The sequence below is a fragment of the Corynebacterium sp. H128 genome (assembly GCF_037482625.1).
In the GTDB taxonomy this organism is placed as follows: Bacteria; Actinomycetota; Actinomycetes; order Mycobacteriales; family Mycobacteriaceae; genus Corynebacterium.
This window is the reverse complement of the sequence record NZ_JBBHKW010000001.1, coordinates 285,172-301,797: the sequence shown is the minus strand read 5'-3', so window position 1 is coordinate 301,797 and position 16,626 is coordinate 285,172. Positions and strand designations below refer to the sequence as shown.

The following is a 16,626-nucleotide window of genomic DNA, read 5'->3' as shown; positions in this document are numbered from 1 at the left end:
GTAGCCAACTCCCCTAGAGGTACTTGTAGACGTCTTCGGGCTTCAGGCCACGCTTGACCATGATCACCTGAGTCCAGTAGATGAGCTGGGACATCTCTTCCGCCAGCTCTTCATCCGACTGGTACTCGGCGGCGATCCATACTTCGCCCGCTTCTTCGATGACCTTCTTGCCCAGATGATGCACACCCTTATCCAGAGCGGCAACGGTGCCGGATCCCTCTGGACGAGAGGTGGATCGTTCGAGCAGTTCAGCGTATAGCGAGTCAAAGTTCTTCACGCAACTATTCTTCCACAGCAACGGGCTCTGAGGTGGCTAAGAGGTCGAACCAACGTGCCAGCTTTTCCGGGGTCACCCCTATAAAGGAGGTGCTTCCGTGCAGATCTCGCATATCGACGACCCCAGCCGGGACTCCCCCGGCCGCAGGCAAGCCGATGACGCGGCAGCCCGCGGTGCTTGCTGCAGTCATACCAGCCCCAGAATCCTCAAACACTAGGCACTGCTGCGGCTTCACGCCGAGCCGCGCAGCTGCCGTGGTGTAGATCTCCGGATCTGGCTTACCGGCGGAAACTTCGTTCCCGCAGATGGTGTCGCTAAAGAAATGACGACCAACGGCGTCGATAGCCGGGTCAGCGAGCACACGATTGGTATTGGTGACCACCATCATGGGTGTACCGGCCGCATGCAACTGCTGTAACAGCTCAGCGATGCCGAGGTTTAGTTCCAAGCGAGAGCGCAGCAACTCATCCATCCTGGTAAACAGCCGGGATCGATAACCCTGGTAGTCCGCCTCGGAGACCGTGATACCAGCGTGCTGGGCGCATATCCGGACTGTGTTGGAGAAAGTGCCGCCTATGGTCTGGGCGCGCAGCTCGGGTGTGAGCCTGCGCCCCATGGCTTCACTCATCTCATAGGTGGCGATCTCCCACAGCGGCTCTGAGTCTACGAGGGTGCCGTCCATGTCCCACAAAATTGCTTGATACATATCAAGCAGCCTATACGTTGAAGTACTTTGCCTCCGGGTGATAGAGCACGAAGGCATCGGTGGACTGCTCCGGATGCAGCTGGAGTTCCTCCGAAAGGGACACCCCGATCCGCTGTGGTTCAAGCAACTCCACTAAAGCGGTGCGCGATTCCAGGTCGGGGCAGGAACCATAGCCGAAGGAATAACGAGCGCCGGAATAGTCTAGGTCGAAGAAGCGTCGTGGGTCGGTGGCATCCTGATCCCCGACGTGCAGGTCACCTGGTAGTGCGAGCTCTGCGCGGATCCGGGAGTGCAGCCATTCCGCCATAGCCTCCGTCAGCTGTACCCCAAGCCCATGGACTTCCAGATAATCCCGATAGTTGTTTTCTGCGAAGAGCTCGTTGGCAAAGTCGGCGATGGGCTGGCCCATCGTGACGAGCTGGAACGGCAGCACGTCGACCGCGTCGGAAGCGACGAAGTCAGCGATGCACAGGAAGCGTCCACGCTGCTGGCGCGGGAAGCTAAAGCGGGTGCGTTCGGTCGCGTCCGGTCGGGGCTCAGACAGGATCGCCACGTCCTGGCCCTGGGATATTGCAGGGAAATAGCCATAGACGGCTGCGGCGTGGTCCAAGATTCCGGCCGCTTTCAGCCGGTCCAACCACATGCGCAGCCGGGGGCGTCCCTCGCGCTCGACGAGCTCCTCGTAGGATTCATCGGAATCCTTAGCCGGCTTCAGGCCCCACTGCCCCATGAACAGGGCGCGCTCATCCAGCATCGGGAGGAACTCGGCGAGCGAGATCCCCTTGAGGATGCGGGTTCCCCAGAAAGGTGGCGTAGCGCGGGGCACGGCGGTAGCGACGTCGGAACGCTCTGGGACGGCAACGGGTTCGGCCTGCGCTTTCCGCTGCTCGGCGATACGCAAGGAACGCTCCCTCCGTGCTTTGCGTTCCGCCTTCTTTTGCTCGGCTCGCTCCGCTGCGGCCCTTTGCTCGGGTGAAACAGAGCCGCGCTTGAGCGCCATCACAGAATCCATGAGAGTGAGTCCTTCAAAGGCATCGCGCGCGTAGTAGACATCGCCTTCATAGACCTCGTCGAGGTCATGTTCCACATAGCTGCGGGTGAGCGCGGCCCCGCCCAGAAGGATGGGATACTTGGCTAGTCCGGCGGAATTGAGCTCCTGCAGGTTCTCCTTCATCACCACGGTGGACTTCACCAACAGCCCGGACATACCAATGACATCGGCATGGTGTTCCTCCGCGGCAGCAGCGATGTCACGGATTGGTTGTTTGATCCCCAGGTTGACTACCTCGTAGCCGTTATTGGACAAGATGATGTCCACCAGGTTCTTGCCGATGTCATGCACATCGCCCTTCACCGTCGCAATGACTAGTTTGCCCTTTGCGCCGGTGCTATCGGAGGCCGCCATGAAGTCTTCCAAATAGGCCACTGCCGTCTTCATTGTTTCCGCGGACTGCAGCACAAATGGCAACTGCATTTGTCCTGATCCGAAGAGTTCACCCACGGTCTTCATGCCGGCGAGCAGGTCTTGGTTGATGATCTCGATGGGATCCTTTTCGGACATGGCGGCATCCAGGTCCGCCTCGAGCCCTTGCTTCTCGCCGTCGATGATGCGCTGTGCGAGGCGTTCGAACAGCGGCAGCGCAGCAAGAGCCTCCGCCCGGGCATCCTTGGCGCTGGTGGTATCGACACCTTCAAAGAGCTCCATAAAGACCTGCAGCGGGTCATAGCCCTCGCGTCGACGGTCATAGATCATGTCCAAGGCCACCTCCCGCTGCCGCTCCTGGATGCGGTTCATCGGAAGAATCTTGGAGGAATGGGCGATAGCGGTGTCTAAGCCCGCCTCGATGCACTCATTGAGGAAGACGGAGTTGAGCACCTGGCGTGCGGCTGGGTTCAGGCCGAAGGAGATGTTCGATAGCCCCAGCGTGGTGTGCACATTCGGATGCAGCGCTTTGAGCTGTTTAATGGCCGCGATCGTTTCGATGCCGTCGCGACGCGTTTCCTCCTGCCCGGTGGAGATTGGAAAGGTGAGGCAATCGACGATGATGTCCTGTTCCGCTAGTCCCCAAGTCTGCGTGATGTCCTGGATGAGCCGCTTGGCCACCGCCACTTTGTGCTCGGCCGTCCGCGCCTGGCCTTGCTCATCAATGGTCAAAGCTACGACGGCAGCGCCGTGATCTCGGGCCAGTCGCATGATCTTTTGGTAGCGAGAATCCGGGCCGTCACCGTCTTCAAAGTTGACAGAGTTCAGCGCGCAGCGTCCGCCCAACGTCTGCAATCCAGCTTCCAGTACGGCAGGCTCAGTGGAGTCCAGCATGATGGGCAAGGTGGTGGCCGTGGCCAGCCGCGATGCCAATTCGATCATGTCTTCGCGGCCATCGCGACCCACGTAATCCACACAGACATCGAGAAGGTGCGCGCCATCGCGAGTCTGCTGCTTGGCGATGTCCACGCATTTCTCCCAATCGCCCGCGAGCATCGCCTCCCGGAACGCCTTAGAGCCGTTGGCGTTGGTGCGCTCCCCGATCATCGTGATGCCGGTGTCCTGCGTGAGCGGCACAGACTGGTACAGCGAGGACACAGTGTCCTCAGGTTGCTGCAGCCGTGGCGGCTGTGGCGCCCGCTTGGCGACGGCGGCAGCCAACTGCCGAATATGCTCAGGCGTCGAGCCACAGCAACCACCCACCATGCTCAAGCCGAACTCATCGATGAAGCCAGTTAGAGCAGTTGCCATTTCCGCGGGTGAGAGTGGATACTCGGCCCCGTTTTTGCCCAACACCGGCAGTCCTGCGTTGGGCATAACGCTAACCGGAATTGAGGAGTGCCGGGACAGATAGCGTAGATGTTCGCTCATCTCGGCGGGACCTGTGGCACAGTTCAACCCGATGGCGGAGATTCCTAAGCGTTCCAGCGCCGTTAGCGCCGCGCCGATTTCGGATCCCAGCAGCATCGTGCCAGTGGTTTCCACGGTCACGTGACACAGGATCGGTAGCGCTAGTCCCTCGGTGGCAAAAGCGCGTTTGCAGGCCAATACGGCTGCTTTGACCTGGAGCAGATCTTGAGCGGTCTCAACGAGGATGGCGTCGGCGCCGCCGCGGAGCAGGCCGCGCGCGGCTAGTTCGTAGTGATGGCTCAGCTCGTCGAAACGCGCGTGGCCGAGGGAAGGCAACTTGGTGCCGGGGCCGAGGGCGCCGACGACGAAGCGACCAGGAAACTCTGCGGCCACTTCGCGGGCGATGCTCGCGCCGAGGTACGCCAGCTCTTCGCATCGCTGCGCGATGCCATAGTCGGCAAGGTTTGGCAGGTTGCAGCCGAAGGTGTTGGTTTCTACGAAGTCTGCGCCGGCCGCGAAATAGGCGCGGTGGATGCTGGCGACAACGTCGGGCCGGGTGTAATTGAGGATCTCGTTACAGCCTTCTAGTCCCTGGAAGTCACCTGCCACGGACATGTCGAAGCCCTGCAGCTGGGTGCCCATGGCACCGTCGCCGATGAGAATTCTATCGGACAGGGCGTCGAGAAAAGCTGTACTAGTCTTCATAAACTAGACAGCTTAGACTATTCCAGTTCTGGAAGTGCGGAAATTCCCTCAGTATTTGCCGGCGATGCCGCCACTGCCTTGCGGAAGAAAGCATTCAATTCCTCGCGTTCTTCTGGTTCGACCACGGCATCGGCGTTCTTGGCATTGAATTCTTCGATCGCAGTCACCGTTGCCCCCACCAGGGTGGGAATGCTCTCTGGGTCTGCATCGGCAGGCAGCTGATCAAGCTCGTCGAGGAAGGACTCCAATATGGTGCGCAACTGCGGCAACTGTGCTGGGTCGAAAGGCTGATCCCAGAACTCGCGTTCCTCTTCACGAAGGTAAGAACCGGTAGCGAACTCTTCTAGGTTGGAAATGAATTCATCGACGTCCGACTGCAACTGTGCTCGAATGCTCATAGCTTTGTATTCTCCCTTAAAAGTGTGACGGGCGCAGCATTAAAGCTTGACGCCTAACAGCGCGTGCACCATGGTACGGATGATCTTTCCTGCTTCGCTATCTCGCTCTGGGGCGGTGTCTGGGACGCTCAACGCCCAAGAGTCCAAGGCGGCCAACGCACGCGGGGTGTCCAGGTCGTCGGCAAGCGCCGAGCGTACCTCGGCAAGCAACTTCTTGGCCACCTCAGCATCGGAGGCGCGGCGCACCGCACTGCGCCAGTGCTCCAGCCGCATCTCGGCCGTGGTGAGTACCGCATCTGACCAATCCCGATCAGCGCGGTAGTGGCTAGCGTACACACCGAGGCGGATCGCGCTTGGCTCGTGGCCGGCTGCAGTCAGCTTGGATACAAAGACCAAATTGCCGAGTGACTTGGACATCTTCACACCATCCAGCGCGATCATTCCGGTGTGCACGTAGTGGGCCGCCATCCGCGGATTGCCGTGCAGGGCCTCGGCGTGTGCGGCGGAGAATTCGTGGTGCGGGAAGATCAGGTCGCTGCCGCCGCCCTGAATGGCAAAGCTCTCCCCTAGCCGATTTGTGGCGATGGCGGAACACTCGATGTGCCAACCGGGACGTCCCGCACCAAAGGGGGCATCCCAGCTGGGTTCGCCGTTCCGTGCGGCGCGCCAAATCAGGGCATCGAGCGGATCGCGCTTGCCTGGACGCTCCGGGTCGCCACCGCGCTCTGCGAAAAATGCCGCCATGGTATCGCGGTCATAGCCCGACTCGTAGCCAAATTGCTCGGTGGCGGTGATGCTGGCGTAGATGTCGGGATGTTCCTCGTCAGCGACGACATAAGCGGCACCATTATCCAATAGCCCCTGCACCATCGTGATGACCTCCGACACGGCATCGATCACGCCGACGTATTCGTCCGGAGGAAAGACCTCGAGATCAGTCATGTCCGAGCGGTAGAGATCAATTTGGCTGGTGCCTAGTTCGCGCCAATCGACGCCATCGCGCTCCGCGCGCTCAAACAGCGGATCATCCACATCAGTGATGTTTTGGACGTACTTGACGGTGACGCCGTTGTCGCGGAGCTGGCGGTACACCAAATCGAAGGCTAGATAGGTTGCTGCGTGTCCGAGGTGCGTGGAGTCATAGGGCGTAATCCCGCACACGTACATGCCAGCCACCCCGTCCTTGACCTGCACCAGGCTTAGGTCCTGATCGGCGGTATCAAACAACACCAGGGGTACTGGTTTGCCGAGCGAAGGATCGATACTGGGAACTACTGGACGTGGCCACGATTTCATGCTTTTTACTGTAGCGTGAGCGACCCACATTCAGGCGACTAAAGGCCCCTAAGGCTGCAATACCCCCATGGCGAGCAGCCCCATGACCAATAGACCTGCTGGAATACGGTACGCCGCGAACCAGGAGAAGGAATTGTTGGACACGAACTTCAGCAGCCACGCGATAGAGGCGTAGCCAACTACAAAGGCGATACCCGTACCCACCAGCAGCTGCGCGCCGGTAGCCGCCTGTCCTGCCTGAGGTGCAAAAGCATCGGGTAGCGAGAACAACCCGGAAGCCAACACAGCAGGGATAGCCAGCAGGAAGGAGAATCGGGCGGCGACCTCACGATTGAGTCCGGTGAACAGACCAGCGGAGACGGTACCACCGGAACGGGACACACCTGGAATGAGTGCCAGGCACTGTGCCAAGCCCATAATGATGGCGTCCTTCATGGTCAATTCCTCAAAGGAACGCTTCTTGCTGCCGAACTTCTCCGCCACGATAAATACGAAGGAGAAGAGCACGAGCACGGTAGCGGTGATCCACATGTTGCGCAGGTTATCCCGGATGGCGTCTTTGGCTAAGAAGCCTACGATGGCCACTGGCAGCGTGCCCACGATGACCATCCAACCCATCCGGTAATCAAAGCCGCGCTCCGCCTTATTGAACAGGCCCTTAAGCCAACCCCGGGCGATGTTGAAGATATCGCGGGCGAAGTACACCAGCACAGCGGCTTCAGTGCCCAGCTGGATCACGGCGGTAAAGGAGGCTCCGGCATCCTGGCCCCAGAACAAGGAGGAAATGATGCGGAGATGGCCGGAGGAACTCACCGGGAGAAACTCGGTGAGACCTTGCACGACGGACAGGACGATCGTTTGAACCCAGGACATGGGTTCCGTAGCTGCAGCACTATTCACCCCTGATACCCTAGCCGGACTTCGTGGCACTGAGCCGATCGACACCTTGGGAGCTGTATCCTAAGTTGCTGTGAAGCAACGTCAACTCGGCACACACGGCCTGCGCGTATCCAGCATCGGTTTAGGCACCCGTGCCTGGGATGCGAACCTCAGCCCGGAAACTGCGGCGCAGGTGCTGCGGCGCTTCGTTTCCGCAGGCGGCACGCTTATCGACGTCACCCCCGCTACCCACTTCGGTGCCGCGCAGCGACTCCTCGGGACAGTCCTCCCCGACTTCAGCCGCGACGACCTAGTGCTCTCCCTATCTTTGGGAGTCGACCCAGAAGCGCCAGTGGGCAGGCGCGTGGATTGTTCCCGGCGAAACCTATTTCGCCAGTTGGACCGGAGCCTCGCCGAGTTGGGCCTGACCCATGTGGACCTGGTGAGTGCGGAGTATTGGGATGGTGCGACGCCCCCGGCGGAGGTTGCAGACACCTTAGAAGCGATCGTGCGTTCGGGTCGCGCTCGCTATGCCGGGCTGCGGGGCTACGAGGGCTGGCAACTCGCAGTGACTCCGTCTCCAGTTATTGCCGCAGCCGGGGCCGAGTACAGCCTGATTGACCGCAGCGCCGAAAGGGGCATTCTGCCGGCGGCGCAGTTCCTCGGGCTGGGATTCATCGCGAGCTCGCCACTCGGCCAAGGCATCCTGACCGGAAAATACCGTGATGGCGTGCGACCAACCGACGCGGAAGTGCTGGTCAAGCTGGATCAACGTAGCTCCCGCATTGTCGACGCACTGGGCACTGCGGCAACCGGGCTCGGCATCGCTCCCGCAACCGCGGCCTTAGCGTGGGCACTAGGGCGACCAGGAGTCAGCTCGACCCTGGTCAGTGTCAGCTCGCCGGAGCAGCTTGACGATGTCCTGCCCGCCGCAACTGTGACCTTAGCAACAGCGATCGTGTCAGCGCTGGATGAGATCTCCGCAGTCTAAATTGCCTTCCTAAGGCTCTGGTAGCCTTGGAAAGCGTGAAGAAAACCCTGCGTATCCCCCTCGTTGCGCTGCTCGTTAGCGGCGCTTGTGGGCTGACATCCTGTACCCCGCCCAATGTTCCAGACCCGCAAAAGCAGGCCCAGGAACAGGTTGCCGCCGACAAGGTTGTCACCGGCGTACTGGGCAACGCAACTCCCGCGCCCTCTCCCGAGGCTAAGGATCCTGCCGGAACAGTGCTGCAGCTTCCAGCTGCGTTTGCGGCGGCGAAGGACGTCGATAATGCAGGCGATGTCTTTGCAGTGCGCTCGGGCAACAAGCTCGCTATCGGTAGCATCGACAAGCTACGAACCAACTCCTTCACCACGCTCGACATAATGAGTAGCTGTGGGGACATCACTGTCACCGGCGATACTTTCGTGCTGCCCTGCCCGGTACCTATCGAGGGCGGGGCTGGCGGCGGCGCGATCTACTTGATAGACGCCAAGAACCCGAACCTGGAAGATTCGCGCCGCGCCTCAATGAAGTTCACCTCCGCAGCGATGACGTCCACCGGTGAGGTCATCGGTGGAAGTAGCGAGGAACCTGACGTCTATGTGTTCCGCGGCAAGGATTCCGGCGATTCCAAGAAGATCTCTACCGGACGCAAGGCGGACCAAATGGTCGCCAGCGCCGTCAGCGGTACCCGTGATGGCGTGGTATTCATCGACCGCGCGGAAACCGCTATCCAGGGCGTTGACTACCAAAACAACCGCCCCGGGGCCGCACTAAGAATGGGGGTCGGCGTCGGAAGCATCGCAGCAGGTGAAGAAGGACTGTTCCTGGCATCAGACGCCCTCGGCGACCAGTTCGGCGTGTACACCGACGACGACATCCTGATGTTGCACCAGACGATGCGCACGGATAAGTCCCCGTGGGCGATCGCCTGGGACAAGAAGCACAACCTCGCTTGGGTCTCCTCGACCGCCGACAACACCATCACTGCTTATTCCCTGAAATCCGGCGTGCCGGAAAAGCGCGGCTCCTTCTCCTCCATCGCGGACGTCCACAGCATGAGCATCGATGCGGATGGAAACATCTACGCGCTCTCCAGCTCCGGAGCCGGACTTCAGGTTATTCCTGCGAAGGATGTTGCTGCCGCCGTCGATAAGCCCGCCCAACCTTAAAGGATTCGCCATCGTGAAAAGCCATCCCCTCCGTACCGCGGCATACGAACTCACGTTGCAACAGATGTTCCGGATGAAGCCGGAACGTATTCATATTCTGATGGCGCAGGGCCTCGGGGTACTGCACCGCCTGACACCGGTGAACCGAGCGCTCAACAAGGTTCTCCCAGTGCGCGATCCGATTCTGGCGCAGACGGTTTTCGGGGTGGAGTTTCCACGGCCGCTTGGTTTGGCGGCCGGATTTGATAAGAACGCTACCTGCGCGGATGCGTGGGCTCCCCTTGGTTTCGGATATGCGGAACTAGGTACGGTGACGGCACAAGCCCAGCCCGGCAATCCGACTCCCCGACTGTTCCGACTGCCCGCCGATAAAGCCATTTTGAACCGCATGGGTTTTAACAACCGGGGTGCGGCGTTTGCTGCGGAACAATTGCGGCGGCGGCGTTCGGGCGACGTGGTGGGCATCAATATCGGTAAGACGAAGGTGGTGCCAGCCGCAGAGGCTGTCGACGACTATCGCGCCTCCGCCTCGCTGCTTGGGGACCTAGCGGACTTCCTCGTGGTCAATGTGTCCTCCCCCAATACGCCGGGATTACGCGATCTCCAGGCTGTGGAGTCCTTGCGCCCGATCCTCAGCGCAGTGCAAGAATCCACCAGCTCACCGGTGCTGGTGAAGATCGCCCCCGACCTGTCTGACGAGGACGTCGATGCTGTTGCTGATCTCGCAGTTGAGCTGGGACTGGCCGGCATTGTGGCAACCAATACGACGATCTCGCGTGCTGGGCTGACAACGCCGCCAGATCAGGTCGCCGCCATGGGTGCTGGCGGTATCTCTGGCGCCCCGCTTGCAGCTCGTTCGCTCGAGGTACTGCGGCGGCTCTATGCTCGGGTCGGCGATTCGCTGGTACTGATCTCGGTCGGCGGCATCACTTCGCCTGCCGACGCCTGGCAGCGTATCGCCGCCGGTGCCACCTTGCTGCAGGGTTACACCCCATTCATCTATGGCGGGCCGGACTGGATTCGCGATATCCACCTCGGCTTAGCGGAGAAGGTACGCGAACACGGTTTCAGCAATATCTCTGAAGCCGTGGGTTGTGGGCTCGACTAGGTTTAGTGCTCTTTGAGGGTGCGAAAGTCGGATCATAGAAGTCGGATTTCGGCGAAATCTCGCACACATAGCAAGTGTGCAGCAGGGTTATCTTCCGAAATCCGACTTTCATGATCCGACTTTGACCGTGTACGGGGCGGCTGGCGTCGCAAAGCTAGCGGGCTGGAAGAGCCGCGCGACGAAGCACCAGCCCGCACAACAGTGCAACGATGGCATAAGCGGGCAACCACCACTGCTCCATCACGTGAATCGGATCGTTCGGAATGAACCGGCCGCCCACCACGAGTAGTAACGCCACCGCCAGCGCGAATACGCTCCAGGCGCCGCGAGCTTGGCCGGGAGCTGACATTCCAAAGGCTCCCAGGATCGCTGCGGCCGCCAGGATCAAAAGGAAGCGTGGCGTTACCTGGAACGGCACCAAGAAGCCTTCCGTAACTACCTGCACGAAAGTGAAGATGGCCAGCACAATGGCGATGGCGACAAAGGCACCGCCTGCGCGAATCGCGGCCGGAATGGTCGTGTTAGCAGCATCACTCATAGGCGGTTAGCTTAGTGGTTTTCGTGCCAGCCCCACGTGATTGCGCGCCCAAGGGTGTGGAAGTACAGGTTGAAACCCAGCACTGTGGGGGTAGCATCCGCAGGGATATCGAGTTTCTCCACGTCAAGGGCATGCACTGCGAAAAGGTAGCGGTGCGGAGCATGACCAGCCGGAGGATTCGGGCCATAGTAACCGCGCTTACCGGAGTCGCCCTTCAGCGTGACGACGCCCTCGATGCCACCCAAAGTTTCGTCACCAGCGCCCGCTGGAAGCTCATTCACAGAAGCCGGGATATTAAACACCGCCCAGTGCCAAAACCCAGATGCGGTAGGTGCATCCGGGTCAAAACACGTGATAGCCACGGACTTGGTGCCCTCGGGAAGATCGGACCACTGCAATTGCGGGGAAACATCAGAGCCACCGAGTTGCTCCGGCTTAAAGGTGCCACCGTCCGCGAAGTCTGAGGAGCTCAGGGGAAAGGAGGGCTTATCGCCAAGCGGCGCGTATGGATCAGGACCAGGGAAACGATCATCAATGTAAGAAGTCATACTTCCCTTATACCTGGGTTAGCTCGGCCTCGGCTAGGATTTCCACTTTTCGTACAGGCGCGCATAGGTACCTGTCCGCGCGAGCAACTCCGCATGCGTGCCGTCTTCGATGATCCGCCCCTCCTCCATCACGATGATGCGGTCTGCGCTGCGCGCCTGGTCGAGTCGGTGCGCCACCACTAAGGCAGTGCGCTGCTTTGCGACGGCCGTAGCTGCCGTCTCCAATGCCCGAGCGCTGTCACTACCCGCCTCCGCGGTCGCCTCATCCATGAGAAGTGCTGGTGGATCGACCAGAATGATCCGTGCGAGGGAAATCTGCTGTTGTACCTCTGGGGCCAATTCCTCGGCTCCGGCACCCACTTTGGTCTCCAGCCCCTCCGGTAGCCAGCGGCGCCAAGAAGTGGTGTCGGGGTGGAGGCCGACCTGTGCCAGGGCGGCCAGTAGTTCGGAATCGGAGGCGTTTGGGGATGCGAGGCGGAGGTCGTCGGCAAGCGTGCCCGCAAAGATGTGTACCTCTTGGCTGATTAGGACTACCTGGCGGGAGACCCAGGAATCGGGAACCGTGGCGGTGTCGATGCCGTCGATGAGGATGCGACCTTGGGTGGGGCGTTGTAGCCCTGCGATGAGCCCAGCGAGGGTGGATTTGCCGGCACCTGAGGCTCCTACCAGGGCCGTGGTCGTGCCAGCATCCAGCGTGAGGTCGAGATCAGAAAGGATCGGTGCGGCTCCGGGGTAGGCAAAGGTCAGGCCCTCGATACGAATCTCTGGGCTGCGCTGCAAATCTGCAGGTTCCGTGGCTGATGCGGGCGCCAGCTTGGCAAGGGCGACGGCGCGGCCAAGGCAGGTCATCGCGTTCTGGATCTCGCCCGCGAAGTACATCACGTTGAAGACATGGATCTCTATGCGTGAGACCAACAGCATCGCGGTGGAAGCACCGCCCAGAGAGACTTCGCCTTGGTGCACAAGCCACGCTGAGAGTGCAAAGCTGCCGACGATCAGGATGCCGTAGGCAAAGACCCCGTGTCCGGTCAGTCGGTTGAACAGCGGTTCCCTACTAGCGACGGCCTGGACGCTCGCCCAGGAAGTGCGCTCTAGGCGTCGTGAAGCCCAGCTTTGCAAGCCCAGCGCCCGCAACGTGGGTAAACCGCGAATGGTGTCGAGCAGCTGGTTATTACGCTTGGCGTCGGCATCAGCCACGGTGTTCGAAGCGGCGGGCAGCAGGAGTGTGTTTGCTCGGGCGAGCGGGAACACCAACACTACGGCGAGCAAGAACACGAGGAAGAAGCTCCAATGCACCAGGGTGATCGATACCAAGGTGAAGGGGAACATCAGCGCGGTCACCACCACACGCACACCCATGGTGGTGACCATGCGGACGGCCGCGTCAATGTCTTTGGTCAGTCGCGAGATAACGTTGCCGGTACCCAGCTCTAGCATGTCGGGAACGGGCGCACGCAATGCAGCTGATAAAGCAGCCTCGCGGACATCTACAGACATGCGTCGCGCGCGTGACTGCAAGAGGAATTGCCCGGTCGCCCGGCCAGCGGCTTCGACGGTCATCGCGGTGGCTATCAACACCACCAGCTTCAGATAGGCGGGACTGCCAGAGCCGAAGAATGGTACGGATGCGTGGTTGATGACGTCGACAAGCTGCCCAATCAGCGCGGTGGCGGACATCATGCACAGCAAAGTGGCGAGAAATACGGCGGAGCTAATCACCCACCAGGTGGCGCGAGGACGGGCCGGCAGCGTTTTTAGGTAGCGCCCGATCTCGGTGATGCTGGCTGGATTCATGGTCGGGCCTCCTCGGCATCGAAGTCGCGGACACGATCAGCGACCGCGATCCAACCGCGAGAAGTAGTCAACACCACCGTGAGACAATCGCGGCGCAACTCCCGGGTGTGTTGAGCTACCCGATCTAGGGTCACGGAATCCAAACCGGTAGTTGGGTCATCAAGCACCAAAATTTGCGGGTCCAAGGCCAATGCTCTGGCGAGCGCGACACGCTGCCGCTGACCGCCGGAAAGATTGAGTCCGGCCTCCCCAATCGGCATGGCGGGAAGCTCACCATTATCGCCGAAGCCACCGAGCCGGCGCACGATGTCGCTGCAGGAGGCAGCCCTTAGCGCCTCGAAAACCAGAGGCGCGGTGCCTGTTGGATCGATATTGTCCGCCAAACTGCCCTCAAACACGTGGGCTGCATGTGGTGGCCGCAGGCCTCCGAGCCGCGCCAATTCTGCCTCCGCACGCTGTCGGGCGACAGGAGTCTCCGCAAGCCAGACTTCGAGGCCTATTGTGTCTGAGTGCGCCAATCCCGCTTGCTCCTCTAAGGGGCTAGCTGCGGTGGCGAGATCGATGATGCGGCTAGCGGAAGCATTCGCGCGGGCCCAGTATTCGGTGAAGAATCCGAGGGCATGGCCAGTCACCGTCAACGCAGGTGGCGCCAACAGCGTGACCGTGAAGAATTCACCCGGCGTGATCCGGCCACTTACGGCGTACCAACCGGCGAAGGCTAACACCGCGATGTTGGCAGTAAGGGGTACGAGCTGTCGCAAGAAAGTAGTGATCGCGGTGACCTTCGCATCTTGCACCATGGTATCCAGTGCAGACCGCGCCGCCGTCTGGAACTTGCGCTCGCTCTCGCCGATGGCGCCCAGACCCTTCAAGACTCGGGACCCCTGGGCGAAATCGGTGGCCAATGACACTGAGGCCGATTCTGCAGCACGGCGTTGCGAGGAGACCTGGGAAATTGCTTTGCCGGTGAAATAGGAAGCTACCGCAGTGCCGACCCCGCCCGCCAAAATGATCAGCGCTAGGACCGGTGAAAACAGGCTCACGACGACGATCGCTGAAGCCATGTAGGTGACCATTGCCAAGGGGAAGTTCAACACATACTTGACGTCGCTGAGCTGTTGGACATCCTCATCGGCCGTGTTCAACAACTCACCCGGGGTCTTAGAGCTCCGGGTTCGGATGAAGCCGCTGATTAGTTCCAAACGCCGATCATGAGCAACCCGGAAGCTGGAGAGCGTGGTGAGTGAGTCAGCCGTCGCGTCGACCAAGAACATAAACAGCAGGGCCGCGGCTACTGTTGCTAACGCGGTACACACCTGGGCGACATCCGGTTGTGGAATCACCCGATCGAGGCCAAAGCCAATAATTCGCGAGATCAGCGCCGAATTCACTGAAGAAACACTCCAGGCAACGACCAACACCCAAAAGGCGGTCCGGTGGCTGGTCAGCGTCTGCCGGACAAGCTTGCTGGAGCTCGGATTGTTGGCAAGGAGGGGCGCTGGGGTTTGTCCCGGCTGCTCCGGCACAAACCACGCCCACGTCCGCAGGCGCGGCGGTACTTTCGCAGGATGGGTGAACATGAGAACTGAGGATACCCTAATTACGTCCGTGGAACTTAACCTGACCTGCCGATTTGTGTTGCAATTCAAAATCAGGCTATTGTTTACGAGTGCCCAGCCGCAAGGCTGAAAACAAACACCCTGCCCGGGTGGCGGAATGGCAGACGCGCTAGCTTGAGGTGCTAGTGTCCTACTAATGGACGTGGGGGTTCAAGTCCCCCCTCGGGCACAGAAATAGGCGCCGAATACCCTTGAAAATACAAGGTGATTCGGCGCCTTTCTTATGCGCAGTGCCGGGCGCGCCCCCTCTGACTCTCCTGTCAAGAAAGCGCAGCCCGCAGTTCGTGCCTACTAGAAGCTCGAGGAGCCACCCGCACCGCTGAAGCCAGAGCTAAAGGTTGTGCTGGTTGCACTGCTATTTGCGGTATTTTGCGTCGCGATGGCGTCGCTATGCCATGTCTGCATCGCCCAGAATGGTACGAAGTTGCTGTAGCCATATCCGGGGCGGTAGTTCTGCTCGTAAATTGTAGGGACGCTCGGCTGGGAGGAAGCATCCTTAACATCGGAGAACTGCTGCTCCTTCAAAGCTGTCAAGGCGCTTTGGTAATCGTCGAGTAGCATTGCGTAGCGCTCGAGGAAGTCCGGAGCAGTACTGCTTTCGAGTAGCCGCTCGGCATCTGCGTGCGCAGCTGCGAAGCTCTGGTACAACCCGGAAGAGGTGTCGGCGACGCTTCCTTGCGCCGCGAGGATGTCCTTGCGCAGCGCAATGACTTCGCTTTCTCGCGTGGTTTTATCCCCGTGTTCCAGTTTGAACAGAGTGTCAATGTTGTCCTCGGCATAGCTGACCTGCCGAGCGACCGTCGCGGCTGCACCAATCTCGGTAGCGCGGGAAAGAATCTGCTCTGGTTCCGAGCTGGCAGTAAGCCCTCCGAAGCTCTCGACCTGCTCATACAGGTTCAAGAAACGATCACGCACCTCGGCCCACTCGGAGCGCATCTGCGCATGCGCTAGCGGCGAGGTCAGGGAGTTAGCGCGGATATCAATACCGTCTAGACGGCCCGCTAGCTCGCCATACTCCTTGGAGATGAAATCTAGGTCTTCTCGCGCGGCAGCGAGGGTTTGTTCCCGCTTGCGTCGGGTAGTTCCCACAACGGCTGCGCCCGCTGCCGCTATTGCGGCTGCCCCGCCGCCGCCTCCAAGTACCGCAGCCCAGCGGTTCTCCACCGCGTTGTCATAGCGGGTGTCTGCAAGCCCCGCAGTATCGGTCGCCATGCTCGCGCCCGCGAAGAGGCCCGCAGGGATGTTGTTGTCCTTCACCCCTGGTTTGATTGCATCAAGGCTGTCATCCAAGTGGCTGCTTTCGCGCAAATCCAACTGGGCTGCGACGTCCTCGCCAGCGTTGATGAACGCTCCCCGGGGGTCGAGGCCTACTCCGACGATGAGGACGCCGTCTGTGAACTTGTCCTTCCCGATCAAATCGGGTCGGTTATCCCGCAGGTACTCCTCCAGCGTGTCTTTGACGTTGTCCTTGTTCTTGGCAAAAACAATGTAGTGCAGCTGCTGGACAGTGTCCGGGGCTTGGATGCGAGGGGCCTCGTGTAGCATCCGCGCCTCGTCTTCGGCGCTTAAAACGTCCTCAGGGTCGTGGATCTCAGTCTTCTGAATCGCATGCATCGGTGCCGTTATAGCGTAGTCCGCTCGTTCGGGCGCATCGGTAGTAGCAAACAGTGCGCCGCCCACACCTCCACCGACAAGCAGGGCTGACAGCGCGGTGCCGGCCATGATTTTAGAGACAGTTGTTCTGGGCTGAGCGGTCATGAGACCACTGTAA

Annotated in this window: 14 protein-coding genes and 1 tRNA gene; 4 read left to right on the top strand and 11 right to left on the bottom strand. The window is 60.3% G+C overall.

Annotated features, from left to right (window positions below):
- Positions 1-13: 13 nt before the first annotated feature.
- From WG915_RS01410 to WG915_RS01385, 6 genes are read right to left on the bottom strand one after another with little or no spacing between them, the layout of a single operon-like run.
- The gene (locus WG915_RS01410) at positions 14-277 is read right to left on the bottom strand and encodes a phosphoribosyl-ATP diphosphatase (RefSeq protein WP_339563572.1); all 264 of its coding nucleotides are present in this window, start codon (positions 275-277) and stop codon (positions 14-16) included.
- A 4-nt stretch (positions 278-281) separates the two neighbouring features.
- Positions 282-983, bottom strand: a complete 702-nt coding sequence (locus WG915_RS01405; RefSeq protein WP_339563571.1) for an HAD family hydrolase — start codon at positions 981-983, stop codon at positions 282-284.
- 10 nt (positions 984-993) lie between these two features.
- Entirely contained in the window at positions 994-4,521 is a 3,528-nt protein-coding gene (metH, locus tag WG915_RS01400; protein WP_339563570.1) for a methionine synthase, read from the bottom strand.
- A 17-nt stretch (positions 4,522-4,538) separates the two neighbouring features.
- Entirely contained in the window at positions 4,539-4,919 is a 381-nt protein-coding gene (locus tag WG915_RS01395) for a hypothetical protein (protein ID WP_339563569.1), read from the bottom strand.
- Positions 4,920-4,958: 39 nt separating this feature from the next.
- Positions 4,959-6,215, bottom strand: coding sequence for a cysteine--1-D-myo-inosityl 2-amino-2-deoxy-alpha-D-glucopyranoside ligase (gene mshC, locus WG915_RS01390; RefSeq protein ID WP_339563568.1), 1,257 nt, complete (start codon positions 6,213-6,215; stop codon positions 4,959-4,961).
- 48 nt (positions 6,216-6,263) lie between these two features.
- Positions 6,264-7,088, bottom strand: a complete 825-nt coding sequence (locus WG915_RS01385; RefSeq protein ID WP_339563665.1) for an undecaprenyl-diphosphate phosphatase — start codon at positions 7,086-7,088, stop codon at positions 6,264-6,266.
- Positions 7,089-7,185: 97 nt separating this feature from the next.
- Here WG915_RS01385 and WG915_RS01380 point away from each other — a divergent pair, with 97 nt between their 5' ends.
- Genes WG915_RS01380 through WG915_RS01370 form a run of 3 tightly spaced genes read left to right on the top strand, consistent with a single transcriptional unit; the run spans position 7,186 to position 10,356 of the window.
- On the top strand, positions 7,186-8,085 hold the full coding sequence (locus tag WG915_RS01380; RefSeq protein ID WP_339563567.1) for an aldo/keto reductase: 900 nt from the start codon (positions 7,186-7,188) through the stop codon (positions 8,083-8,085).
- 35 nt (positions 8,086-8,120) lie between these two features.
- Complete coding sequence (locus WG915_RS01375; protein WP_339563566.1) at positions 8,121-9,248, top strand: WD40 repeat domain-containing protein; 1,128 nt, start codon at positions 8,121-8,123, stop codon at positions 9,246-9,248.
- 13 nt (positions 9,249-9,261) lie between these two features.
- Entirely contained in the window at positions 9,262-10,356 is a 1,095-nt protein-coding gene (locus WG915_RS01370; protein ID WP_339563565.1) for a quinone-dependent dihydroorotate dehydrogenase, read from the top strand.
- A 154-nt stretch (positions 10,357-10,510) separates the two neighbouring features.
- Here WG915_RS01370 and WG915_RS01365 read toward each other — a convergent pair whose 3' ends face one another.
- Genes WG915_RS01365 through WG915_RS01350 form a run of 4 tightly spaced genes read right to left on the bottom strand, consistent with a single transcriptional unit; the run spans position 10,511 to position 14,816 of the window.
- The gene (locus WG915_RS01365) at positions 10,511-10,894 is read right to left on the bottom strand and encodes a hypothetical protein (protein ID WP_339563564.1); all 384 of its coding nucleotides are present in this window, start codon (positions 10,892-10,894) and stop codon (positions 10,511-10,513) included.
- 11 nt (positions 10,895-10,905) lie between these two features.
- On the bottom strand, positions 10,906-11,442 hold the full coding sequence (locus WG915_RS01360; RefSeq protein WP_339563563.1) for a YbhB/YbcL family Raf kinase inhibitor-like protein: 537 nt from the start codon (positions 11,440-11,442) through the stop codon (positions 10,906-10,908).
- Between the two features lie 33 nt (positions 11,443-11,475).
- On the bottom strand, positions 11,476-13,236 hold the full coding sequence (locus WG915_RS01355; RefSeq protein ID WP_339563562.1) for an ABC transporter ATP-binding protein: 1,761 nt from the start codon (positions 13,234-13,236) through the stop codon (positions 11,476-11,478).
- The gene (locus tag WG915_RS01350) at positions 13,233-14,816 is read right to left on the bottom strand and encodes an ABC transporter ATP-binding protein (RefSeq protein ID WP_339563561.1); all 1,584 of its coding nucleotides are present in this window, start codon (positions 14,814-14,816) and stop codon (positions 13,233-13,235) included. Before WG915_RS01350 ends, WG915_RS01355 begins: the two co-directional genes overlap by 4 nt.
- Positions 14,817-14,938: 122 nt before the next feature.
- On the opposite strand from WG915_RS01350, the gene WG915_RS01345 reads away from it, so the two are divergent.
- Positions 14,939-15,024 (top strand) — tRNA-Leu (locus WG915_RS01345).
- 122 nt (positions 15,025-15,146) lie between these two features.
- Here WG915_RS01345 and WG915_RS01340 read toward each other — a convergent pair.
- Positions 15,147-16,613 (bottom strand): DUF5129 domain-containing protein, encoded by a 1,467-nt coding sequence (locus WG915_RS01340; protein ID WP_339563560.1) that lies wholly within the window; start codon positions 16,611-16,613, stop codon positions 15,147-15,149.
- Positions 16,614-16,626: the final 13 nt, after the last annotated feature.